This is a genomic window from Jeotgalibacillus proteolyticus (assembly GCF_050107735.1).
GTDB classification, from domain to species: Bacteria; Bacillota; Bacilli; order Bacillales; family Jeotgalibacillaceae; genus Jeotgalibacillus; species Jeotgalibacillus proteolyticus_A.
On sequence record NZ_JBNILO010000009.1, the window covers coordinates 1 to 24,141 of the forward strand.

Here is a 24,141-nt window from a genome sequence, read left to right on the forward strand (position 1 = left end):
CCCGTCCGCCGCTAACTTTCTGGAGCAAGCTCCAGAAAATCCGCTCGACTTGCATGTATTAGGCACGCCGCCAGCGTTCGTCCTGAGCCAGGATCAAACTCTCCGTAAAGTGTTTGATAAAGCTCATAATGTTTCTTGTAAATCTTGTACTAACGTTGACGTTTTTGGTTGTTTAGTTTTCAAGGTTCAAGGTGTTTCGTTTGTGTGTTGCTCTCTCAAGCGACCAATCTATCATAACATTTATCTCAATATGATGTCAACAACTTTTTTTATTTTACTTAAGCTGTTAAATTAGTGCGCCTCAAAGCGACGCATATAAATATACCATGCACTCCATTTAATAGCAACCCCCATTTTCAAAAAAAGATTAATTGTTTAAAAGGGAACTGATAAACAGAGTGACAGCAGGCACCGACCGGTACTTTGTTACTTCATCCATTCTGTTTTCTTCATATAAAAGACCGCCGCTGCCCCCATTCCTGAAATAAGCAGAAACGCAATCATGAGGGTGGGGATAGTCCCTGCAAGAGAATCTCCTTGAATAGCCTTGTGAGCATAAACTGGCAGATTGCCTGGGCTCCATTTTAATAGCTGTTTAAAAACGGAGGGTAAAATCGTCAGAATCATAAGGAGCAGAATACTTACTGCACCCACTGCACCGGTTTTTTTTAATATAGAACTGAAGAAAAGGACAACGGTAAGAACAAAGATGAGCCAGATTAAATAATATCCTGAGGAAGCAAGTACATTTTTAAAAGGCAATGGCTCAAATAATAAGTGGATGTAATATAGGGCTGCTATGACTCCAATAATATAAGAAGTGGTGATTAAGAGGATCGCTGCAGCCCATTTTGATAAAAAGTAATTTGTGTAGGAGACCGGCTTGGTTAAAATCATCTGAGCGATTCCCTTATTTCTCTCGTTCGCAAACATTCCCATTAGAGACAGCGTGATCAGCAAGATGCCGACTTGCGAGAATTGTGAAAAAGTATCAATGAATACTTGAGTGGATGAAGGGATGGGAAAGTCAATAAGAGCTGCATCAGGAATACCGCCAAATTTTTTTAATAGATCCTCAAGATAGTAACTGGTTAAAGGCTGCATAATGCCAAGAGATAGAAATAATATGGGCATCCACAAAAATTTATAGCTTCTCCACATTTCAGTTAATTCTTTTTTAAACAGGATGTAAAACTCATTCATGATGCATCACCTCATGGAACACCTCTTCTAATGTAGAGGTGCCGAATGTAATGGACCGCACTGGAAGGTTGCTTCTGCCGATTTCATCTAACAGACTTCTTCTGAGATCACCAAGATTCGATCCCATCACTTCTACTTCGTTTCCCTTTATTTGAATCTCCCATTTTGAGTAACGCTGCCGCAGGTCTGCCACCCATGGCATAAAAGAATGTTCAAATGTGATAACCATTCGTGGTTTGTCAAATTGCTGATAAATGTGGTGAAGAGAATCGAACAGGATCATTTTGCCTTTGTTCATCATGAGCACGTTATCGCAAAGCAGCTGGGCATCATGGAGAACATGAGTAGAATAAAGAATTGTCATCCTTTCTTTTAATTCGTTTAAAAGAATCATAATCTCTTTACGTCCAATTGGATCAAGTGCTGATACAGGTTCATCCAGCAACAAAAGCTTCGGCTCGTGCACCAGGGCCTGCGCGATACCGAGCCGTTGTTTCATGCCGCCTGAAAAACCGCCAATTTTTTTACGGGAGGCATCTGCAAGTCCTACAAGCTCCAATAATTCTGAAGACCTTATGCGTGATTCTTTGTTTGACTTTTTCCCTAATCTCGCTGCAAATTGCAAAAACTCTTCCGCTGTCATCCAGTCATGGAATGCGGGGTATTGGGGAAGAAAACCCAACTCTGTTCTTGGATCTTTTTTTGCCGTATCGTAGTGAATGCTTCCGCTGTCTGGAACAGCTAGACCGCTTAGCATATTTAACAGGGAGGTTTTCCCAGCACCATTCGGACCGACAAGGGCTGTTGTCTTTCCTGTTTGTAACGAAAAGCTGACATCGGTTACTGCTTTTACCTGTCCAAATTTCTTTGTAACTTTATGAAGAGTGATCAATGGTTACGTCTCCTTTCTGCCAAAGATAAAATAGAGGATGGGGCCAATGGTACTGATTAATACTATACAGAGCACCCAAAGTATTTTAGGTCCGTTTGTTGATGGCCGCTTGATTACATCAACCAGTGCGATAATAGCTAATAGAAGACTGATAATAAGCAGCGGAGCAATCACCGCTAAGTTAAAATTCTCCATTCCTTTCCCTCCTTCGCTGAATCGCCGGTGTCACCACTCTTGACCAAAGCAAATAAATCAGGATGGGCATCGGCGTCTGAATCATTCCCCACAATCCCCAAAACCACCTGGCATGCCCCCTTTTTCTTGCATCAATAAACAAATAGATGCTTTGGGCAAGCAAGATAATGGCTAATAAAATAAAAAAAACTATCGGAACCTCTTTAAGATCATTCATGGCGATGCACCTTTTCCTTGTAAAAATAAATGACTCCGCAAGCACTCACGAGCATAAGTATAAGAAAGTGAACCATTAGATATAATGCCGGTGAATTCATGAGGAATACAACCGTAAACAATGCAAGAAAAAGAGCAATGGTCATAAATAAATACAGTTCCATTCTCATCCTTTTCTTTGTTTGATGAACCAGCATTTTCATTGAATCTACAGAAGGAACCTGGGTTTCTACCTCATCTAATGGCCGAAGACCTTCTTTAATAGAATGTTCTAAGCGTTTATTCTGTTCCATCTCCAAGCTCCTCTCTCAGTTTTCTTAACCCATTGTTTAATCTCGACTTCACCGTCCCAATAGGTACACGGCAAATAACAGCAATTTCTTCATAGCTGTAACCGTAATAGTGTTTTAAAATAACAGGAATGCGGTGGGTATCTTTTAACTTTTTTAGTGCTTCCGTAATGACGAGCGATTCATCACTCTTTTTTTGACCCAGCTTCCACGAAAGCTGCTGTTTATTTAGATAAGTCTTCTCCCGCTTCTTTTTTCTTTTTCTGTCCAGCCATAAGTTTGTGCCTATTTGGATCATCCATGTAGTAAATGCTGCTTTTTTGGGATTATATTGATCGAACCGTTCAATGCACCTGACGATCGTATCCTGTGTTAAATCCTCTGCTTCTGAAGGATAAAGGGTTAACTTTACTAAATATAAAAATAAAAATTGATAATGTTCTTGCAAAAGCATCGCAAGGGCTTCATCATTCCCGGCTATTGCTTGCTGGATTCGTTCCAAATCCCTTTCCTTCACAGGTTTCACCTTCTTTTTTGCAATCTTACTTCTTATACGCTTAAGATATGAGGTTTGTTCATTTTTAATTTAAATGCCGAAGAAAATAAAATTAGGGGGATCTGAATTTCTTAAAGAGGTGAGCGGAATGTGTCGACTCTTGGAGGAGATGGCGGTTGGTTAGAGAGCTGAGAATTCTCATCCTTTTTACTTCGTAATGCATTCGATTGAAGCGCAGCGAACCGGTCAAAGAGCCTGAGACACGTTGTCCCAGGCTCTCGCAGTAAAATTATGTGCCATAGATAGTCTCTAAAGCTTCTGTTATCACAGGATGCGCTCAATAAATAGCGCTCTTTGCTTTGAAAGGTCGAGTATTTCTTCTGCTGCCATTCTTTTAACCACTGGTCTTGTTACATCAGTTGGGGGTGTATAAACAACTTCTGCATGCTGGCCGTCTGATAATTGAACCTTTGTTCCAGGAGTGAGATTCCCTATGATGTCCTGCAGTGCTTTTACTACAACGATATCAAACTTGCCGAAGCTGTCTTCCGTTATAATTTCAAGAGTTTTAAATGGAGACTGCCTTTTTTTGTACAGCCGTTCTGAAGTCATTGCATGGTACATGTCGGCAAGTGCAATGATTTGAGAAAACATGCTGATCGCCTGCCCTTTCTCTCCAATTGGATACCCGCTGCCATCTAATCGTTCATGGTGCTGGTAAATGGCCTTTTTCATTTCTTTTTTCAAAAAGGGTGTATCCATAATATATTGATAGCTGAAAATGGAGTGCTTTCGGATCTCAATGGCTTCATCCCGCTCAAGACCGGTTGATTTTTGAAGAATAGACATAGGCATTTTAGCCATACCGGCATCTGCAAGTACACCCGCAAGCGACAGCTGCGTGCATAAACCATCATCATACCCCATTTTGCGTCCAATCAGATGACAAAGGACACCAACAGCAATAGAGTGATGTGCGATATATTCTTTCGCTTCACACAACTCATGAAGACGGTGAACGTACTGATCTATTCGGGAGCTTGTAATTACAGGCAGAATGGCTTGCTTGAGTTTGACAATATCCACTTTGCTTCCGGACTGCCAATTGGAAAATTCATTCTTATAAAACATGACCGCATCTTGATATTCACGTTCAAATTCAGTGCGTGGACGTGCGATAGAAGTACGTTCTTGTCTTTCTTCATTGATAGAGGCTTCATCAAGCGCCTCTGCTCCAAACAGACTGCCATCGTCTTTCTTCGTTTTGACAGCTACATAGTCAATTTGAAAGGCCTGCAAGACCTCTATATGCAGCGCCGTAATAGACGTATTCGACTTCATTATAGGATAATTTGTTAAACCCATAATGTTCTCAGCAATAATACAGCCTTCGTGTAAATCCTCCACTTTTACCTTCATTCTGCTCACCCCGTCATTATACCTAGTTCTTTATTATCATTTTACCACATAAAAAAAAGAAAACAGGAAGTATTTTTCCTGTTTTCTTTACTATTTACTCTTCTGAATCTTCGTCTGAGTCTGAGGAATAGTCGGCTGTAATATCCGTTTCTTCTGTTTCCACAGGATCTGCAGGCGCAGATGTTTCAAGCATTTCTTCTATCTCTTCTTCTATTTCTTCTTCTTTTTCAATTCGGGTGACAGTCGCAACTGATTCCTGGTCACCGAGACGAATCAATTTAACCCCTTGCGTACTGCGGCCTGTTTGAGAAATGCCGCTGACATCCATTCGGATCAGGACGCCTTGAACCGTGATGATCATGACATCTTCTTCACCCGTTACCGCTTTTACTGCAATGAGTTTACCGTTTTTATCCGTGATGTTGCAGGTCTTGATCCCTTTTCCGCCACGTGATTGAACACGATAATCCTTCTCTGTTGTCCTTTTTCCGTACCCATTTTCCGTTACAACAAGAATTTCATTATCCGGTTCGAGAATTTCCATTCCAACGACGATATCCTCACCTTTGAGACGAATACCCCGGACACCTGTAGCCGTACGCCCCATTGACCGGACGTCGGATTCTGGGAATCGGATCAGCAGTCCATTTTGCGTACCGATAATGATTTCCTTATTTCCATCGGTCAGTTTAACCGAAATAAGATCGTCGCCCTCTTTTAAATTAATGGCGATTAATCCATTTGTTCTGATATTCGCGAAATCAGATACAGGCGTACGCTTAGAAATACCATACTTGGTCGTGAAGAAGAAGAACGAGTCTTCTTTAAATTCTTCTACTCTGATCATCGCGTTAATATCTTCATCCTTATCAATTCCTAGTAAATTGATAATTGGCAGTCCTTTTGCCGTTCTGCTGTATTCCGGAATTTCATATCCTTTTGTACGGTATACTTTCCCTTTATTGGAGAAAAACAGAATGGTATCATGCGTTGACGTTGTTAAAAGATGTTCGACAAAGTCATTTTCATTGGTTCCCATTCCCTGTATCCCGCGTCCGCCCCGTTTCTGGCTGCGATAGGTAGAAGCTGGAAGACGTTTAATATAGCCGTTATGCGTGAGAGTGACGATTAGGTTTTCACGCGGAATTAAATCCTCGTCCTCTATCATCTCAGCTCCACCGGTTGTAATTTCAGTCCGGCGCTTATCATTAAAGCGTTCTTTAATCTCTGTGAGTTCTTCACGGATAATTTCAAGTACACGCTCGTCACTGTTTAAAACTGCTTTTAAATCTGCAATTAATTGAACGAGTGCCTGATATTCTTCTTCTATCTTGTCGCGCTCCAGACCGGTTAAACGCTGAAGACGCATATCCAAAATAGCCTGAGCTTGTTTTTCCGACAAATCAAATTGCTCCATCAAGCCTTCTTTTGCTGCATCTGCCGTCTGAGATCCACGAATAAGTGTAATGATCTCATCAATATGATCAAGTGCAATGCGGAGTCCTTCTAAAATATGAGCACGTGCTTCTGCTTTTCGAAGCTCAAACTCAGTTCTGCGGCGTATAACGACCTTTTGATGCTCCAGGTAATAGTGCAGCGCTTCTTTTAAATTCAGCACCTTCGGCTGACCATCAACAAGTGCCAGCATATTAATTCCAAAGCTTGTTTGAAGGGCAGTTTGCTTATACAGATTGTTCAGCAGAACATTGGCATTGGCATCGCGGCGGACTTCAATGACTATCCGCATTCCGTTCCGGTCAGATTCATCACGCAGATCGGTAATGCCATCTATTTTTTTATCGCGGACCAATTCTGCGATTTTTTCAATTAGTCTCGCTTTATTTACCTGATAGGGAAGCTCGTGAACGAGGATCGTTTCACGTCCGTTTGCTTTTTGCTCAATTTCCACTTTTGCACGCTGAACGACTGAACCCCGTCCTGTTTCATAGGCACGTCGGATTCCGCTGCGTCCCAAAATGAGACCGCCAGTCGGGAAATCCGGACCTGGGATGTGCTCCATGAGTTCTCCGATTGTGATTTCTGGATGCTGCGTAAACGCAAGAAGTCCGTCAATGACCTCCCCCAGCTGATGAGGAGGAATATTCGTAGCCATCCCAACAGCAATTCCGCTTGAACCATTAACAAGCAAATTAGGAAAACGGGACGGTAAAACAACAGGCTCCCGTTCTGAGCCATCATAGTTATCGCGGTAATCAATCGTGTCTTTGTTTATGTCGCGAATCAATTCCATGGATATTTTTGACATTCTCGCTTCCGTGTAACGCATAGCTGCTGCTGCGTCACCATCTACAGAACCAAAATTACCATGTCCCTGAACCAGCATATATCGATAACTGAAATCCTGCGCCATACGCACCATCGTATCGTAAACTGCGGAATCTCCGTGAGGGTGATACTTACCAATTACTTCACCGACGATACGTGCGGATTTCTTATAGGCTTTATCAGAAGTCATCCCCAGATCATTCATCGCATATAAAATACGACGGTGAACCGGCTTTAACCCATCTCTTGCGTCAGGAAGGGCACGCGCAACAATTACGCTCATCGCATAATCCAAAAAAGATGTACGCATTTCCTGACTAATATTAATTTCGTGAACATTTGAGCTCGGCGTCTCAGCCATAATATGGGAAACCTCCTTATTTAAAAGCGGAAGGCGTCTTCAGCTCAGGCAATCATAAGACACTCCGGCCTAGTGAACAGTGTAGGTTCACCGGGACGGAGAGGTTGATGACTCGAGGAGCTGACGCCTGCTAAACATGATCTGACTATAGTTTAAACGCGAAGAAAGGACGGCAGTAATCACTGCCCCAGTCTTATACGTCCAAGTTTTTAACATACATCGCGTTGTCTTCAATGAACTGGCGTCTCGGTTCAACTTTATCACCCATCAGGATCTCAAACGTCTCATCTGCTTCGATGGCATCCTTGAGGCTTACCTGCAGCATAGATCTTGATTCAGGATTCATCGTCGTCTCCCAAAGCTGCTCGGGGTTCATTTCTCCGAGTCCTTTGTAACGCTGAAGGCCAGGCTTTGGTGTAGGCGAAAGTTCTGCCACAACGTTATTCATTTCACGCTCTGTGTATGCATATTGAATTGATTTTCCCTGCGTAATTTTATATAGCGGCGGCTGTGCGATGTAGATGTATCCCGCTTCAATGATGTTTCGCATATAGCGGTACAAAAATGTCAGCAGCAGCGTTCGAATATGCGCTCCATCCACATCCGCATCGGTCATAATAACCACTTTATGATAACGCGCTTTGGCTAGATCAAAATCTTCTCCAATGCCTGTTCCAAGCGCTGTGATGATCGCGCGGATTTCATTGTTGGAAAGAATTTTATCAAGACGGGCTTTTTCAACGTTGATAATCTTTCCGCGAAGCGGCAGAATGGCCTGGAAATGACGATCCCGGCCCTGCTTGGCAGATCCTCCGGCTGAGTCCCCCTCCACCACGTACAGTTCGCTGATTTGAGGATCTCTTGAAGAGCAATCTGCCAGTTTACCCGGAAGACTGGACACTTCAAGTGCACCTTTGCGCCGTGTTAATTCCCGGGCTTTTTTGGCTGCGAGACGGGCGCGGGCTGCCATAAGGCCTTTATCTACAATTTGTCTTGCCACGACCGGGTTTTCCATTAGAAATTTATCAAAATGCTCCGAGAATAAGTTATCCGTAATCGTACGGGCTTCAGAATTCCCGAGCTTTGTTTTCGTTTGTCCTTCAAATTGAGGGTCCGGATGCTTGATTGATACAATTGCAGTCAAGCCTTCTCGAACATCTTCCCCAGACAGGTTGCTGTCTGCATCCTTCATCAGATTGTTCCGGGATGCATAGCTGTTAATCACACGTGTCAGGGCAGTTTTAAATCCTGATTCATGCGTTCCGCCTTCATGGGTGCTGATATTGTTGGCAAATGAATAAATATTGCCTGCATACCCCTGGTTGTATTGAAGCGCGATTTCGATTGAAATTCCGTCACGCTCCCCTTCAACAAACACCGGTTCTTCGTGAATAACTTCTTTCGAACGGTTTAAATGGGATACATAGGACTTGATTCCGCCTTCGTAATGGAATCGTTTTGTCAGTGGAGAGCCATCTTCTTCTGTTACCCGCTCGTCTGTAATCACAAGTGCCAGTCCGCGGTTTAAAAAGGCAAGCTCCCGAACCCGGTTGGCAAGCGTGTCATAGTCGTACTCTGTAGTTTCTGTGAAAATTTCAGGATCTGATTTAAAACGGGTAATCGTACCGGTGCGATCGGTTTCACCGACCACTTTCAGGTCGTAGCTCGGGACCCCTTTTCGATATTCCTGGTTGTAGACTTTGCCGTCGCGGTGAACAAAGACTTCCAGTTTTTCAGACAGGGCGTTTACAACGGATGCACCTACTCCGTGCAATCCGCCGGAAACTTTGTATCCTCCGCCGCCAAATTTACCGCCGGCATGAAGAACAGTCATAATGACTTCAACTGCGGGACGGCCCATTTTTTCATGCATCCCGACTGGAATTCCCCGGCCATTGTCTTCTACAACGATTGCGTTGTCTTTTTCGATACTGATTTTAATTTCATCACAGTGTCCAGCGAGCGCTTCATCGATGCTATTGTCGACAATTTCCCATACAAGATGATGAAGACCTCTTGCTGCTGTTGAACCAATATACATTCCCGGTCTTTTTCTTACCGCTTCAAGACCTTCGAGTACCTGAATCTGATTCTCATCATAAGCCTGCGGTTGCATTTGTGTGTTATCTGTTGCCACACGGTTCACCTACACTTTCTCTCACGTTGCAATTTTCTTCGAATTTATTTAAAAATTGGCTTGACCATTTTTTCTGATCTTTTTTTAAGTGTGCTTGAGGACAAGGGAGACAGGTAAACTCTGAAATCAGTAACTACAATGGATTTACAGTTTGATTCGCATAGATCGACGATGCCATTATCGTTCTCTTTCATGAATTCTTCCATGATAAGAGAGGATTTTACAGACTCTATATCCATTATTGCCACGATGTCATGCATTCTTACCATCGACTCGCCTCCTATATGAACATACATAGGATCAGCCCTCCTCTGTTTTTCTGCTTATGCTGCCATTTTCCACAATAAACGTTGTGGCTTCCCGCAAGGTTTGGTGATCAATCCCCTCTACGCTTGTGGTTGTAACGAAGGTTTGAACCTTTCCCTGTATGGTGTTAAGCAGATGAGACTGACGATAGTCGTCCAGTTCGGATAAAACATCATCCAGCAGCAAAATCGGGTATTCCCCAATCTCTGCACGAATAAGTTCTATTTCAGCCAGTTTAATGGATAACGCCGTTGTACGCTGCTGTCCCTGGGAGCCAAATGTCTGAACATCATGGCCGTTGACCAGAAACTGCAGATCATCCCTGTGAGGGCCAATCAGTGTAACGCCTCTGTCAATCTCTCTTTCGCGAAGCTCATCAAACTTTTTCCTGATCACAGACTCAATGCCTTCCCTGCTGTCTTCATTTGTCACCTGAACAGAAGGCTTGTACACGACTTCGAGCGTTTCGATCCCTCTCGATATGCCGGAATGAATCGGCTGGGCCCACTGCTGCAGAAGATCAATAAATTGAAAACGGCGCTGAATAATTTTGACTGCCATTTCAATAAATTGGTCTGTCAGAACATCGAGCATGGTCTGATCCCGCTGTTTTCTTGTCTGGAGCTGTTTTAAATAATGGTTTCGCTGCTGGAGAATTTTTTGATAGAGAGAGCTGTCATGCAGGTAAACGGCTGAAATTTGTCCGATCTCCATATCAATAAAACGACGCCTTACTTGAGGGCTCCCTTTTACTAAGTGGAGATCTTCGGGCGCGAACATAACAACATTCATATGGCCAATATAATGGCTTAATTTCGATTGCTCAAGATGATTCAACCTGGCTTTTTTCCCTTTTTTTGTCACTGTTAATTCCATGGGAAGAGAGCCATGATGCTTCATCACTCTACCTTTTATTTTAGCATAATCTGAGTCCCATTGTATTAAATCTTTATCATTAGAAGTCCTGTGAGATTTAGCCATCGCAAGAACGTAAATGGATTCCATGACGTTTGTTTTTCCCTGAGCGTTTTCTCCCAGGATCACATTGACGTTATTATCAAATTCCACCGTCAATGTATCGTAATTGCGATAGTGGGATAGCTCAAGCTGCTCAATATACATGTTTTAACATCCTTCTAATCGTTAGACTTCACCACATAAGAGCCTACATCCGGGATCTGCACTTCATCTCCGTCACGCAGCTTTCTCCCTCTTCTCTGGTCAAGCTCCTGATTTATATAAACTTCATGCTCGCTTAAAAACCATTTTGCCATTCCGCCGCTTTGTATAACATCGGCTAATTTTAAAAATTGGCCAAGCGTAATATACTCCGTACTGATCGTGATCGTTTCTTTCATTTCGCTCACTACCTTCTAATATTCTCTAATATCTTATTTTACCCAATATGAAGGCGGAAAACAAAGAAAAATTCACCTAAACGCCTTTTTCCTGAAGAATGCTTCAATAAAACAACCAAATGCCTATTGTTTCCCTTTGAAACAATAGGCATTTGGATAAAATTCACGTGTATTTTTTCCCCTAGTACGTGCGTACAGGAGTGATCAACTGAAGGATGGTGTCATCTGAAGTAGGCCGTAAAACAAACGGTCTCATCGCGCCTGTGAACTGAATATTTGTTTCAGCTCCTTCAAACACTTTCAGTGCATCCATCATATATTTTGCGCTGAAGGAAATGTTTAACTCTTCCCCATCGGTTGCTTCGCTTTGAACTTCCTCCACTACTTTTCCGATTTCAGGAGTATTAGACGAAATTTCGACTCTGCCATCTTCGCCAATTGACAGGCGGACAACATTATTTCTTTCTTCCCTTGCGAGCAAAGAAGCCCGGTCGATTGCCTGCAAAAATTCCTTTCCGCCGATGGTCAGCGAGGTTTTGCTCTCAGCCGGAACAAGCCGGGACGTATCAGGATAGTTTCCTTCAAGCAGACGTGAAAAGAATAGAACATGCTTTGCTCTGAACAGCACCTGGTTTTCTGTAATGACGATTTCAAGTTCATCTGACGTGTCCTCAAGGATTTTGTTTAACTCATTTAAGCTCTTCCCTGGAATAACCGCTTTGCTTTCATTTCCGTTTCCTCCGCTGATCGGCGCTTTCCGCATGGCCAGCCTGTGACTGTCTGTTGCGACGCAGTTTAACAGCCCATCTTGAATATGCCAGTTTACACCTGTCAAGATAGGGCGTGTTTCTGAGGTGGACACTGCGAAAACGGTTTGTCGAATCATGGTTTTTAATAGGTTTGTCGGAATTTTTAGCACGTGATCTTCTTCGATTTGCGGCAGATGCGGATATTCATTAACATCCAGCCCGTTTAAATTAAATTCTGATTTACCGGAACGGATAACGGTTTGAAGGTGAGAATGCACGTCAATTTCAACGGTATCCATCGGCAGTTTTTTTACGATGCTTTCAAAAAATTTCGCTTGAAGGACGATTCCGCCAGTTTGCTGGACCTGTACAATTTCTTTGCCGTCTTCTTCTCTTGGAATAAATGATTCAATCGAAATATCAGAATCACTGCCTGTCAGGGTGACCCCTTCCTCGTGAGCGACAATTTTTAGTCCCGTTAAAATCGGAATCGTTGTTCTCGAAGATACAGCCTTCATTACATCGTTTACGCCGTTCACTAAACGATCGCGTTGAATTTGAAATTTCATTTTCAATGCCTCCAAAAGTTAGTAGTCTCGTGCTTTATATATATAGTTATTAATTCTTTTAAAATAATAGTAATACTAGTAGGTGCTGTGGATATGTGGATAAGCCTGTTGATGACTTACAATAGCGACTTTTCCCCATGTGGAAAACATGTTCTTAAACGTGCGCTCTTTGTCCACATTTACCCACAGCTTGCAGCATTTATTTTTGAAGAGTTGATTTTATATCCTTTACTTCCTGCTTTAAGGACACATCGTGATCGAGCAATTTTGAGATTTTTTCATGGGCATGTATAACGGTCGTATGATCACGTCCGCCGAACTCTTCCCCAATCTTAGGCAGGGAGAAATCTGTCATCTCTCTGGAGAGATACATGGCGATTTGCCTCGGAAATGCAACGGTCTTCGTTCTTTTCTTCGCTTTAAAGTCCTCCAGTTTAATACTGAAGTGGTCCCCAACAACTTTTTGAATATCTAAAATAGTGATGACCTTTGGCTTCGAGCTTGGCATGATATCCTTTAATGCTTCAGCAGCTAAATCAGCATTTATATCTTTACTTACTAATGAAGAATAAGCGACAACCCGGATCAGTGCTCCTTCGAGTTCGCGAATATTTGAATCAATCTGATTAGCAATATACAGCATAGCTTCATTTGGAATATCCAATCCTTCCGCTCGTGCTTTCTTTCGAAGAATTGCGATTCTTGTTTCTAAATCAGGCGGTGTAATATCTGTGATTAATCCCCATTCAAATCGGGAGCGCAGCCGGTCTTCAAGCGTCGGAATTTCTTTTGGCGGACGGTCACTTGAAATAACAATTTGCTTGCTTTCTTCATGTAATGTATTAAAAGTATGAAAAAATTCCTCTTGCGTTTGTTCTTTTCCAGCAAGAAATTGAATATCATCAATTAACAAAACGTCCACGTTTCGATATTTATTGCGAAAATCGACAGCTTTATTGTCCCGGATCGAGTTAATAAATTCATTTGTAAATTTTTCAGAAGACAAATAAACCACTTTTGCAGAGGAGTTATGCTCAAGCACATAGTGGCCAATTGCGTGCATCAAATGTGTTTTTCCAAGCCCTACTCCCCCATAAATAAACAGCGGATTATAGGCCTTTGCCGGCGCTTCAGCTACAGCCAAAGAAGCTGCGTGTGCAAAGCGGTTGCCGGAACCGATCACAAACGTATCAAATGTATACTTTGGATTCAGCATGCTCTGCGACCACTCCTGCTGATCATCATCTTTCACAGGCTTTTTGGGCTGAATCGCAAAATTAAAATCATCCTGATTCTGATTTTGGGGAATAATGAATTTTACAATTAGCTCTTCCCCTGTCACATCCTTCAGTACACCTGATATTAATTGAGAGTAATGGCCTTCCAGCCAGTCTCTTGCAAATTCATTTGGAGCCGTAATCGTAAGTGTATCGCGTTTTAATGAAAAGGCCTTTGTCGATTTTAACCAGGTTTCATAGCTTGGTTTGCTGATTTTTTTTTCGATATGCTCTAAGGCCCGGTTCCAAAGATCCGTAATATTTTCCAAGTAGCAGACCCTCCTTACTTAATTATTTTTCTAGAAAAGTTACTTTTTCGAAGGCCCCTTATATATATTCATTCTGATGAATAGGGTAAAAAAGCGTTTTGTATATTTATCGACATAATCCAAAGCCTGTGGACAAGATTCTCCATGCATGTTGAGTAAACTATCCACAGCCTATCCACAATTGTGGATAATGTTTTTTATGCAGACAACTTATCAAGAGTGAAAACACACTTATAATAGCAGAAAATCCTTTGCCTTGCAAGGGTTGTGATTATTTATCCACAGCGCGCTGCACACTGTGATTGATCTTGTCCACAAGGGTTGAATGTGTGAAAAACATGTCGATAGGTACTGTGGATAAAGAAAAACGTGTCGAAAAAAATATCCACAGTTGTACACAGGCTTACAAGAAAGAGTCGAATTTTAACGTAATGCATAGCGAAAGAAAAAGAACGATGTTTTCCATTAAGGTTGTTTGCGATCCTGGAGGAGAAAATTGTGAAGAATGATGGCAGAGAGGAAAAAATAATTAAGCAGAATTTTTTCGAAAAGTAATTTCACTATTGAAGTAAAGGTTTGACTCTGCTATGATATAGAGGTTGTATGAAATGAACATTGACATTTGATATGTGAAATCTATATAATTATTTAGAATGTCTGTAGCTTGGTTGCCTCGAGTGACCAATTAGGAGGTGTCTTATACATGAAACGTACGTTCCAACCAAATAAGCGTAAAAGAAGTAAAGTACACGGATTCCGCGCACGCATGAGCACAAAAAATGGCCGCAAGGTTCTAGCTCGTCGCCGTCAACGTGGAAGAAAAGTATTGTCTGCTTAAGACCACTGATTCCACTCAGTGGTCTTTTTTCACTTATACCGGTGCAAAATTAACGATATGTGGGTGCTAAAATGAAAAAAGAGCAGCGAATCAAAAAAAATCCGGAATTCCAGCAAGTATTTCGCCATGGATCTTCCACGGCAAATCGGCAGTTTGTTTTGTATTATTTGCAGAAAAAGGATCAAACCTCTTTTCGACTCGGCTTATCTGTCAGTAAAAAGGTAGGAAATGCTGTGGTACGAAACCGCATTAAGCGGTACATTAGACAAGCATTTTTAGAGCTCTCCCCTGAGCTTCGGCCTGATGCCGATTATATTGTTATTGCAAGAAAACCCGCTGCCGACTTTACTTTTCATCAGACAAAAAGCAGCTTGATTCACGTGATGGGAAAGTCAAAGGTTCTTCAAAAGAAAGTGAATTCAGATAAATAACGTGATACAATTACGTGTGGTATGCACATTACTATTAGAATAGGGAGGAACATCTGGGTGAAAAAACGATTACTGCCCCTTTTCATGATTGTGGGGTTAACAGCTCTTTTAACAGGTTGTATGGAGATCGATCAGCCGATTACAACCGATAGTGAAGGAATATGGAACAGCTATTTTGTTTATCCATTGTCATGGCTCATTACAGCGATCGCGCAATGGTCTGGAGATAACTACGGCCTTGGGATCGTACTGGTGACGTTAATTATTCGATTCGCGCTTTTGCCGCTTATGATTAAACAAACAAAAAACACGAAAAAAATGCAGGAAATTCAGCCTGAAATGTTGAAGTTGAAAGAAAAGTATTCTTCTAAGGATGCTCAAACTCAACAAAAGCTTCAGCAGGAAACCATGGCAATGTTCCAGAAAAATGGCGTAAATCCATTGGCAGGGTGTTTTCCACTTTTAATACAAATGCCGATTCTTATCGCTTTTTATCATGCCATTGTGCGAACGACAGAAATCTCGAATCACAATTTCCTATGGTTTGACCTGGGCGAAAGAGATCCATTCTTTATTCTTCCGCTTGTAGCAGGTGTGACGACGTACTTGCAGCAGAAGATCATGATGGCTGGAAATCCGGCAGGTATGAATCCTCAAATGCAAATGATGCTTTATTTAATGCCTGTTATGATTGTGGTATTTGCGATTACATTCCCATCTGCATTATCGCTTTACTGGGTTGTTGGTAATATCTTTATGATTGTTCAAACGTTAATTATTAATGGAACGGGCAGCAAAAAAGTAGACCAATCTGTTCAATAGACAGGGGGAGCCATGAAGTGACTCAAATCACGATGACGGGTGCAACAGTGGAGGAAGCGGTCGCTGCCGCCCTTGCGGAATTAAAGATTTCCAAGGAAAATTCGGAAGTTACCGTGATCGATGAAGGCAAAAAAGGGTTTTTAGGATGGATTGGATCAAGACCTGCAAAAGTACTTGTTAAAAAACGGGTTGATGCCATTGAAGAAGTGGAACGGTATATTAAAAATGTAACCGCCCATATGGGTCTTGAAGTAGTGACGAAAATTCAAAAAAAAGGTAAATTAGTTGTTTTTGAATTACAAAGTGAAAAGGTTGCCCTTTTAATAGGCAAAAGAGGTCAAACACTTAATTCCCTTCAATACCTTGCTCAACTCGTTGCCAATCAGCATTCCGACCAATTTTTAACCATCATGCTGGATGCAGAAAATTATCGCCAGCGCAGACAGGAAACACTGGAGCAATTAGCGAAAAAAATGGCAGATCAGGCTGTTCGGACAGGCAGATCCGTAAAGCTTGAACCGATGCCATCTTATGAAAGAAAAATCATTCATAATGCGCTTACTGGAAGACGTGATATTGAAACGAATTCAGAAGGTGCAGAACCCCACAGATATTTGATGATACAAGCGAAGAAAAATAAAAAAGAATCCTCTGTTTTTAAATAGAGGGTTCTTTTTTTATAGACTCGTTATTCATTTAATTTAAGGGATAAAGTGGAAATAATTTAATTTAATTATAAATATTTTTACTTTATTTATCATTTAGTTAAAAAATTCACTCTCTCACAAGTATGCCCTTATTTAGAGATAATGACATTTAAAGAGACCGGAAGAAAACACAAAAAGTTGCCCACATGTGGATAAAGGAAAAATAGTTTTTCCTGGCATGCTGTGGCTGTGGATAAAATCATTCCATTTTCTTTTTAATTAGGGCAAAGTGTGCTATTCTAATAATTTAAAGGATGCCATATTAGCGTAAGTAGGTCACGCTGTTATATAGAACATAAACAGGATCAGATTTCGACTGCGTTTAATGGACCAATTCTATTAAACAGCAGTCCTGAATTGAGGTGAATGAAATGGAGTTTGACACAATTGCAGCGATCTCAACTCCGATGGGCGAAGGAGCGATTGCCATTGTCCGTTTAAGCGGAGACGAAGCGTTTTCTATTGCAGATCGTGTATTTAAAGGTATGGGAGGCAAACAGCTGCAGGCTGTTCCTTCCCATACTATTCATTATGGGCACATAGTGGATCCGGCTACTCAAACAACTCTTGAGGAAGTAATGGTTTCTGTTATGAAAGGCCCCAAGACATTTACACGGGAAGATGTTATTGAGATCAACTGCCATGGAGGGCTGGTGTCGGTCAATCAGGTGCTTCAGTTAATCCTCCGTCAAGGTGCAAGGATCGCTGAGCCGGGCGAATTTACAAAGCGGGCGTTTTTAAATGGACGAATTGATTTGTCCCAGGCAGAAGCCGTTATGGACATGATTCGAGCCAAAACAGACCGCGCGATGTCAGTGGCGATGGGGCAGATGGAAGGAAAGCTCTCTAAGCTGGTTCAGTCGCTGCGCCAGGAGATTTTAGAAATCCTTGCTCAGGTGGAAGTGAATATTGATTACCCTGAGTATGATGATGTTGAAGAAATGACCCTATCTATGATGATGGAAAAGTCCACGTACGTTAAAGGACAGATTGAGCGCCTGCTTCAAACATCAGAGCAAGGGAAAATCCTTCGGGAAGGTCTTTCCACGGTCATTATCGGCCGCCCAAATGTCGGAAAGTCTTCCTTATTAAATAGTCTTGTTCATGAAAATAAAGCGATTGTGACGGATGTGCCCGGAACCACACGGGATGTCATTGAAGAATACGTCAATGTCCGCGGTGTGCCGTTAAAGCTTGTCGATACAGCAGGAATTCGGGAGACAGAAGATATTGTAGAGCGAATTGGGGTAGAACGTTCCCGAAAAGTGCTGAAGGAAGCCGATTTGATTTTGCTGGTATTAAATTACGGAGAGGCATTATCAGAAGAAGACCGCAGACTGTTTGAAGCAGTTAAAGGCATGGATGTCATTGTAATTGTCAACAAAACAGATCTTTCGCAGAAAGTGGATATGGACGAAGCAGCCCAGTTGGCCGCTCATCACCCTATAGTTACAACCTCTCTTTTAAAGGAACAGGGGGTAGACGAGCTGGAAGAAGCCATTGCGTCTTTATTTTTCGCAGGGTCTTTAGAAGCTGGAGACGGAACCTATGTGTCCAACAACCGGCATATTGCATTGCTCCATCAGGCGCTCGCTGCAATCAATGAAGCCATCCAGGGTGCTGAAATGGGTACGCCTGTCGATATGGTCCAAATAGATTTGCGCAGGACATGGGAAACACTAGGAGAAATAATCGGAGATACCGTTCAGGAAAGTTTAATTGATCAGTTGTTTTCACAATTCTGCCTTGGGAAATAAAACGTATTTAAAGGAGGAGCGTTCATCGTTATGGTGAAAAAATTTGAGGCAGGTTCTTTTGATGTAATTGTCGTAGGAGCCGGTCATGCTGGAGTAGAAGCTGGACTTGCTGCTGCACGCATGGGAGCCAAAACGTTAATGTTAACAATTAATCTGGATATGGTCGCGTTTATGCCGTGCAATCCTTCAGTAGGAGGGCCGGCAAAAGGAATCGTTGTAAGAGAAATCGACGCGCTTGGCGGTCAGATGGGACGCACGATCGATAAAACCCACATCCAGATGCGGATGCTGAATACCGGTAAAGGACCGGCTGTTCGCGCGCTGCGTGCACAGGCTGACAAAGTACTTTACCAGCAGGACATGAAAGAAACGATTGAAAATGAGCCGAATATCACGCTATTGCAAGCGATGGTTGAGGAGTTAATTATAGAAGATGGGGAGTGCACCGGTGTTATTTCAAAAACAGGTGCCACCTATCGCGCAAAAACGACTATTATCACAGCTGGAACCTTCCTGCGCGGCGAGGTAATTGTCGGTGATTTAAAATATTCAAGCGGACCGAATAATCAGCAGCCTTCCATTGGTCTTGCCGATCATTTACGTTCACTTGGCTTTGATATTGTCCGTTTTAAAACAGGTACGCCGCCGAGGGTAAACAGTCAGACGATTGAGTATTCTAAGACTGAAATACAGCCGGGAGATGATGTTCCCCGTGCATTCAGTTATGAAACGACTGAATATATTACCGATCAGCTTCCTTGCTGGTTAACGTATACAAATGAGGAAACACACACAATTATTGACGAAAATTTACACCGTTCTGCGATGTATTCAGGTATGATAAAAGGAACTGGTCCCCGTTATTGTCCGTCTATTGAGGATAAAGTGGTCCGGTTTAATGATAAACCGCGCCATCAGATTTTCCTTGAGCCAGAAGGACGCAATACAAAAGAAGTATATGTGCAGGGGCTTTCTACAAGCCTCCCGGAAGATGTACAGCAGCAAATTCTTACTTCCATACCAGGACTTGAAAATGCACAGATGATGCGCTCAGGCTATGCGATTGAGTACGATGCGATTGTTCCGACTCAGCTTTGGCCTACACTTGAAACAAAAAAAATTAAAAATCTATACACAGCCGGCCAAATTAACGGTACTTCAGGCTATGAAGAAGCAGCAGGACAAGGACTGATGGCAGGGATTAACGCTGCGAGACGTGCCTTTAACAAAGAAGAAGTCATCCTGAGCCGTTCAGATGCTTATATCGGTGTGCTGATTGACGATCTAGTCACTAAAGGCACGAATGAACCTTACAGACTGCTTACATCAAGAGCAGAGTATCGATTATTGCTGCGTCATGACAATGCAGATCTTCGGCTGAAGGATGTCGGCCGTGAAATTGGTCTTGTGTCAGATGAAAGCTTTGAAAAATTTGTGTCGAAAAAAGAAATGATTCAAGGTGAAATCAAGCGTCTGCAAGCAGTGATTATTAAGCCAAATGAGCATGTACAAACGCTGCTGGAATCTATCGGAAGCAGCTTATTGAAAGATGGAATTAAAGGATCAGACCTTTTAAGACGTCCGGAAATCACGTACAATCATATTAAGGCGATCATTCCTGCTGACAATGAGCTTCCATTTGATGTTGAAGAACAGGTCGAAATTCAAATCAAATATGAGGGATATATTGAAAAATCATTGCAGCAAGTCGATAAATTAAAGAAGATGGAAAACAAAAAGATACCAGACGGCATAGATTACGATGCGATCTCAGGCATTGCAAGTGAAGCAAGACAAAAACTTCGCGATGTTCGACCGCTTTCGATTGCACAGGCCTCTCGAATCTCAGGGGTAAACCCGGCAGATATTTCAATCCTGCTTGTTTATATTGAGCAGGGACGGATTGCGAAAGTATCCGGGGAATAACCTAAAGGAGAAAACACATGAACCAGGAGCAATTTCAGCAGCTGCTGAAGGATAAAGGAATCATCCTATCCAATAAGCAGCTTCATCAGTTTGACCGTTACTATGAAATCCTCGTTGAATGGAATGAAAAAATGAATCTTACGGCAATCACAGACCGTAAAGAAGTTTATTTAAAACATTTCTATGATTCAATTACAGCGAGTTTTTTCGTAGATTTAACCCAGCCCCTTTCTATTTGTGATGTAGGAGCGGGAGCTGGATTTCCGAGTATTCCACTAAAAATTTGCTTTCCACATTTAAAGGTATCCATCGTTGATTCTTTAAATAAACGAATCACATTTTTAAATCATTTAGCAAGCGAGCTTGAATTAGATCATGTTCAGTTTCATCATGATCGTGCGGAGACGTTCGGGCAAAACAAATCATACCGGGAAACGTATGATCTTGTTACGGCAAGAGCAGTGGCAAGGCTTTCGGTATTATCTGAGCTTTGTCTGCCTCTCGCTAAGCCGGGCGGCACCTTTGCAGCCATGAAGGCAGCAAATGCTTCTGATGAATTGAAGGATGCCAAAAAAGCGATCAGCGTACTGGGCGGAGGAAGCATTGACGTTCATTCGTTTGAGCTTCCTATAGAATCCAGTGAGCGTTCTATCATTATCGTTGAAAAATCAGCTTCAACCCCTAAAAAGTATCCGAGAAAGCCAGGGACCCCAAATAAGTCCCCGCTGTAAAAGATCGGTTCCCCTGTATAGCATATGAAACAGGGTACATGAGCAGAGATTGCGAGTTTCATAAAGGTGGTGTGTCTTGATGAAGACTCCGTTTTCACGGATCTTTGGCCTTGGTGATAAGGAAGAACCTGTTTCTCCCGAAGCCTTGGAACAAAAAGAAGAAGTTAGGCAAATAGAAATCCATCAAATACAACCGAACCGTTTTCAGCCGAGAACGATCTTTGATGATGAAAAAATAGAAGAGCTTGCCAGAACCATTCATACACATGGCATTATCCAGCCAATCGTTATTCGGGAAAGCGGAGACGGCCAGTTTGAAATTATTGCCGGGGAACGCAGATGGCGCGCCATGAAATCGCTTGGGTGGGAAAAGGTACCGGCTATTGTAAAAAATATGAGCGATACCGAAACAGCTTCTGTTGCCCTGATCGAAAATTTACAGCGCGAAGAGCTCTCACCCGTGGAAGAGGCAATGGCCTATCAAAAACTTTTAGACCTCCACCACCTTACACAGGAAGCTCTTGCACAGCGTTTAGGAAAAGGACAATCAACGGTGGCCAATAAGCTTCGTTTATTAAAGCTTCCTGAACAAGTGCAGCATATTCTTACTCAGAAGCTGATTACGGAACGACATGCACGTGCGCTGATTCCATTAAAAGATGAAGAGATGCAAGTAAAACTTTTAGATGAAATCGTGGAGCTGCAGCTGAACGTAAAACAGACCGAAGCCCGGGTGCAAAAGCTGCTTGAAAGTCCGGACAAAAAACCAAAGCCTAAAAAAAAGGCCTTCAACAAAGACGTCCGCATCGCGGTAAACACCATTCGTCAGTCACTCAATATGATCTCTGACTCCGGCATGAAACTCGACTCAGAAGAACAAGAGTTTGATGATTATTATCAAATCACGATTAAGCTTCCTAAAAAGAAAAAATAGAAACGTTCAAAAAGCGAAAAACGATCTGAGGATCTTTTTTCGCTTTTTTAATGCAGTAAAGCACAAAAGGGGCCTGGCCCCTTTTGTGCTTTACTTTATTACACTGCTCTTTTTTACCGGTGGATGTTGATTTCATTTTATTTGAAAACTACCAATTAATTTAAAAAGTCTGTTAAAATAAAGATAAGATTGCCCGGAAGGCAGGAAAAGGTTGCTTTAGAGGTTGAAAGACTTGACGTTTTGCATCCAGAGTTCCCGGCATTATAAGGATAGGTGAAAGTCTTATGGGTAGAATCATTGCGATTACAAATCAAAAAGGGGGAGTTGGTAAAACGACGACTTCTGTTAATTTAAGTGCTTGTCTTGCATATCTGGGAAAAAAGGTTTTACTGGTAGATGTAGACCCTCAGGGAAATGCGACGAGTGGTGTTGGAATCGACAAAGGAGAAGTCGATCAATGTATATATGATATTTTAGTAGATGATGTGGATATTCGTCCGATTATTAAGGAAACAACGGTTGAAAATCTCCATGCGATTCCTGCAACCATTTCTCTTGCCGGAGCCGAGATTGAACTGGTTTCCACGATATCAAGAGAGGTGCGCCTTCAAAAATCGCTGCGGGAAATACAGCCGAATTATGATTATATTATTATCGATTGTCCCCCGTCCCTCGGTCTTTTGACCATAAATGCGTTAACGGCTTCAGACGCGTTAGTCATTCCTGTTCAGTGTGAGTATTACGCCTTAGAAGGGTTAAGTCAGCTTCTCAGTACGATACGCCTTGTGCAAAAGCATTTAAATCACCAGCTGCTCATTGATGGAGTACTGCTGACAATGCTTGATGCAAGAACAAATCTTGGCATTCAGGTCATTGAGGAAGTGAAAAAATACTTTCAGGACAAAGTGTATCGCACCATTATTCCCAGAAATGTACGTTTAAGTGAAGCGCCAAGCCATGGTCTGCCAGTCATTTTGTATGATCCGAAATCAAGAGGAGCAGAAGTGTATCTTGATCTTGCAAAGGAAGTGATAAAGAATGGCTAAAGGTTTAGGAAAGGGCGTACATGCACTATTTAAAGATATGTCGTCAGTGGGGGATGAGCAGGTACAGCAGCTGTCACTAAAAGACATCCGGCCAAATCCTTATCAGCCCAGAAAGATCTTTCAAAAGGAGTCCATTGAAGAACTGAAGAAGTCCATTCAGCAGCATGGCATCCTGCAGCCGATCATTGTTCGGAAAAGCATTAAGGGCTTTGAAATTGTTGTAGGGGAACGGAGATTCAGGGCTTCTAAAGAAGCGGGACTGCATCATATTCCCGCTGTAGTGCGGGACCTGACTGACCAGCAAATGATGGAGCTTGCTATGCTTGAAAATCTTCAGCGGGAGGATCTAACTCCGATTGAAGAGGCAAATGCATATGAAACGTTAATGAATAAGCTTTCCATCACACAGGATCAGCTGGCAAAAACACTGGGGAAAAGCCGTCCTCATATTGCCAACCACGTTCGGCTGCTGACACTTCCTGAAGCTGTACAGGACCATATATCAGAAGGTGAGCTGTCGATGGGACATGGCCGTGCACTCCTTGGTTTAAAGAAAAAAAACCAGCTGGAGGAGCTGACGGAAAAAGTCATCAAAGAGAAGATGACGGTGCGTACATTGGAGCAGCTGATTCAAAAAATGAACGATGTTCCACGTGAAACAAAGAAAAAGCCCAAAAAGCAGATCCCTTTTTATCGTGAGCATGAAGGCATTCTGCGGGAACGATTCGGCACCAGTGTCGCCATTAAAAAAAGCAAAAACAAAGGCAAGATTGAAATCGAATTTATGACGGACGATGATCTTGAAAGAATACTGTCTCTTTTAAATGAAAATCAGGAAGCATAAAAAAACACGACTCGGTGAGAAGCAGGTACTCACGGGTCGTGTTCTCTTACATAGAAAAAAAGTAGTAATAGAGATGAGGAAT

24 protein-coding genes and 1 rRNA gene are annotated in these 24,141 nt (G+C 42.3%); 10 read left to right on the forward strand and 15 right to left on the reverse strand.

Annotation, left to right across the window (positions count from 1 at the left end; translation table 11 throughout):
- The 15 genes from ACQCT8_RS13710 to dnaA all read right to left on the reverse strand — a co-directional run.
- Positions 1-109 (reverse strand): 16S ribosomal RNA (locus tag ACQCT8_RS13710); the annotation flags it as partial.
- Positions 110-426: 317 nt separating this feature from the next.
- Complete coding sequence (locus ACQCT8_RS13715) at positions 427-1,203, reverse strand: ABC transporter permease (RefSeq protein WP_426871969.1); 777 nt, start codon at positions 1,201-1,203, stop codon at positions 427-429.
- On the reverse strand, positions 1,196-2,095 hold the full coding sequence (locus tag ACQCT8_RS13720; RefSeq protein WP_426871970.1) for an ABC transporter ATP-binding protein: 900 nt from the start codon (positions 2,093-2,095) through the stop codon (positions 1,196-1,198). The genes ACQCT8_RS13715 and ACQCT8_RS13720 overlap by 8 nt, the downstream gene beginning before the upstream one ends.
- Positions 2,096-2,098: 3 nt before the next feature.
- On the reverse strand, positions 2,099-2,290 hold the full coding sequence (locus tag ACQCT8_RS13725) for a PLD nuclease N-terminal domain-containing protein (protein ID WP_426871971.1): 192 nt from the start codon (positions 2,288-2,290) through the stop codon (positions 2,099-2,101).
- Positions 2,277-2,507 (reverse strand): sigmaY antisigma factor component, encoded by a 231-nt coding sequence (locus ACQCT8_RS13730; protein WP_426871972.1) that lies wholly within the window; start codon positions 2,505-2,507, stop codon positions 2,277-2,279. Before ACQCT8_RS13730 ends, ACQCT8_RS13725 begins: the two co-directional genes overlap by 14 nt.
- Complete coding sequence (locus ACQCT8_RS13735) at positions 2,500-2,799, reverse strand: DUF5345 family protein (protein WP_426871973.1); 300 nt, start codon at positions 2,797-2,799, stop codon at positions 2,500-2,502. Before ACQCT8_RS13735 ends, ACQCT8_RS13730 begins: the two co-directional genes overlap by 8 nt.
- A complete protein-coding gene (locus ACQCT8_RS13740) occupies positions 2,786-3,313 on the reverse strand; it encodes a sigma-70 family RNA polymerase sigma factor (RefSeq protein WP_426871974.1) in 528 nt (175 codons plus the stop codon). The genes ACQCT8_RS13735 and ACQCT8_RS13740 overlap by 14 nt, the downstream gene beginning before the upstream one ends.
- A gap of 303 nt (positions 3,314-3,616) precedes the next feature.
- Positions 3,617-4,711, reverse strand: coding sequence for an HD-GYP domain-containing protein (locus tag ACQCT8_RS13745; protein WP_426871975.1), 1,095 nt, complete (start codon positions 4,709-4,711; stop codon positions 3,617-3,619).
- 94 nt (positions 4,712-4,805) lie between these two features.
- Entirely contained in the window at positions 4,806-7,358 is a 2,553-nt protein-coding gene (gene gyrA, locus ACQCT8_RS13750) for a DNA gyrase subunit A (RefSeq protein WP_426871976.1), read from the reverse strand.
- A gap of 193 nt (positions 7,359-7,551) precedes the next feature.
- On the reverse strand, positions 7,552-9,474 hold the full coding sequence (gyrB, locus tag ACQCT8_RS13755; protein WP_426872229.1) for a DNA topoisomerase (ATP-hydrolyzing) subunit B: 1,923 nt from the start codon (positions 9,472-9,474) through the stop codon (positions 7,552-7,554).
- A gap of 65 nt (positions 9,475-9,539) precedes the next feature.
- The gene (remB, locus tag ACQCT8_RS13760; protein ID WP_426871977.1) at positions 9,540-9,791 is read right to left on the reverse strand and encodes an extracellular matrix regulator RemB; all 252 of its coding nucleotides are present in this window, start codon (positions 9,789-9,791) and stop codon (positions 9,540-9,542) included.
- A gap of 4 nt (positions 9,792-9,795) precedes the next feature.
- Positions 9,796-10,923 carry a DNA replication/repair protein RecF gene (gene recF, locus ACQCT8_RS13765; protein ID WP_426871978.1) on the reverse strand — a complete coding sequence of 376 codons (1,128 nt, stop codon included), beginning with the start codon at positions 10,921-10,923 and terminating at the stop codon, positions 9,796-9,798.
- Between the two features lie 14 nt (positions 10,924-10,937).
- Positions 10,938-11,159, reverse strand: a complete 222-nt coding sequence (gene yaaA / locus ACQCT8_RS13770; protein ID WP_278242533.1) for a S4 domain-containing protein YaaA — start codon at positions 11,157-11,159, stop codon at positions 10,938-10,940.
- A gap of 181 nt (positions 11,160-11,340) precedes the next feature.
- Positions 11,341-12,477 (reverse strand): DNA polymerase III subunit beta, encoded by a 1,137-nt coding sequence (gene dnaN / locus ACQCT8_RS13775; protein WP_426871979.1) that lies wholly within the window; start codon positions 12,475-12,477, stop codon positions 11,341-11,343.
- Between the two features lie 199 nt (positions 12,478-12,676).
- A complete protein-coding gene (gene dnaA, locus ACQCT8_RS13780; RefSeq protein ID WP_278242535.1) occupies positions 12,677-14,023 on the reverse strand; it encodes a chromosomal replication initiator protein DnaA in 1,347 nt (448 codons plus the stop codon).
- Between the two features lie 703 nt (positions 14,024-14,726).
- Here dnaA and rpmH point away from each other — a divergent pair.
- The 10 genes from rpmH to ACQCT8_RS13830 all read left to right on the forward strand — a co-directional run bounded on the left by rpmH (position 14,727) and on the right by ACQCT8_RS13830 (position 24,059).
- Positions 14,727-14,861, forward strand: coding sequence for a 50S ribosomal protein L34 (rpmH, locus tag ACQCT8_RS13785; RefSeq protein ID WP_084215458.1), 135 nt, complete (start codon positions 14,727-14,729; stop codon positions 14,859-14,861).
- Positions 14,862-14,932: 71 nt separating this feature from the next.
- On the forward strand, positions 14,933-15,292 hold the full coding sequence (gene rnpA, locus ACQCT8_RS13790; protein ID WP_426871980.1) for a ribonuclease P protein component: 360 nt from the start codon (positions 14,933-14,935) through the stop codon (positions 15,290-15,292).
- Between the two features lie 57 nt (positions 15,293-15,349).
- Entirely contained in the window at positions 15,350-16,114 is a 765-nt protein-coding gene (gene spoIIIJ, locus ACQCT8_RS13795) for a YidC family membrane integrase SpoIIIJ (protein WP_426871981.1), read from the forward strand.
- 17 nt (positions 16,115-16,131) lie between these two features.
- The gene (gene jag, locus ACQCT8_RS13800; RefSeq protein WP_426871982.1) at positions 16,132-16,779 is read left to right on the forward strand and encodes an RNA-binding cell elongation regulator Jag/EloR; all 648 of its coding nucleotides are present in this window, start codon (positions 16,132-16,134) and stop codon (positions 16,777-16,779) included.
- A gap of 413 nt (positions 16,780-17,192) precedes the next feature.
- Positions 17,193-18,578: a tRNA uridine-5-carboxymethylaminomethyl(34) synthesis GTPase MnmE gene (mnmE, locus tag ACQCT8_RS13805; RefSeq protein WP_426871983.1), complete on the forward strand. Its 1,386-nt coding sequence runs from the start codon at positions 17,193-17,195 to the stop codon at positions 18,576-18,578.
- A 30-nt stretch (positions 18,579-18,608) separates the two neighbouring features.
- Positions 18,609-20,504: a tRNA uridine-5-carboxymethylaminomethyl(34) synthesis enzyme MnmG gene (gene mnmG, locus ACQCT8_RS13810; protein ID WP_426871984.1), complete on the forward strand. Its 1,896-nt coding sequence runs from the start codon at positions 18,609-18,611 to the stop codon at positions 20,502-20,504.
- Positions 20,505-20,521: 17 nt separating this feature from the next.
- Positions 20,522-21,235, forward strand: coding sequence for a 16S rRNA (guanine(527)-N(7))-methyltransferase RsmG (gene rsmG, locus ACQCT8_RS13815; protein ID WP_426871985.1), 714 nt, complete (start codon positions 20,522-20,524; stop codon positions 21,233-21,235).
- A 79-nt stretch (positions 21,236-21,314) separates the two neighbouring features.
- Positions 21,315-22,169 (forward strand): nucleoid occlusion protein, encoded by an 855-nt coding sequence (gene noc, locus ACQCT8_RS13820; protein ID WP_426871986.1) that lies wholly within the window; start codon positions 21,315-21,317, stop codon positions 22,167-22,169.
- Between the two features lie 284 nt (positions 22,170-22,453).
- On the forward strand, positions 22,454-23,215 hold the full coding sequence (locus ACQCT8_RS13825; protein WP_426871987.1) for a ParA family protein: 762 nt from the start codon (positions 22,454-22,456) through the stop codon (positions 23,213-23,215).
- Positions 23,208-24,059 (forward strand): ParB/RepB/Spo0J family partition protein, encoded by an 852-nt coding sequence (locus tag ACQCT8_RS13830; RefSeq protein WP_426871988.1) that lies wholly within the window; start codon positions 23,208-23,210, stop codon positions 24,057-24,059. Before ACQCT8_RS13825 ends, ACQCT8_RS13830 begins: the two co-directional genes overlap by 8 nt.
- Positions 24,060-24,141 lie beyond the last annotated feature (82 nt).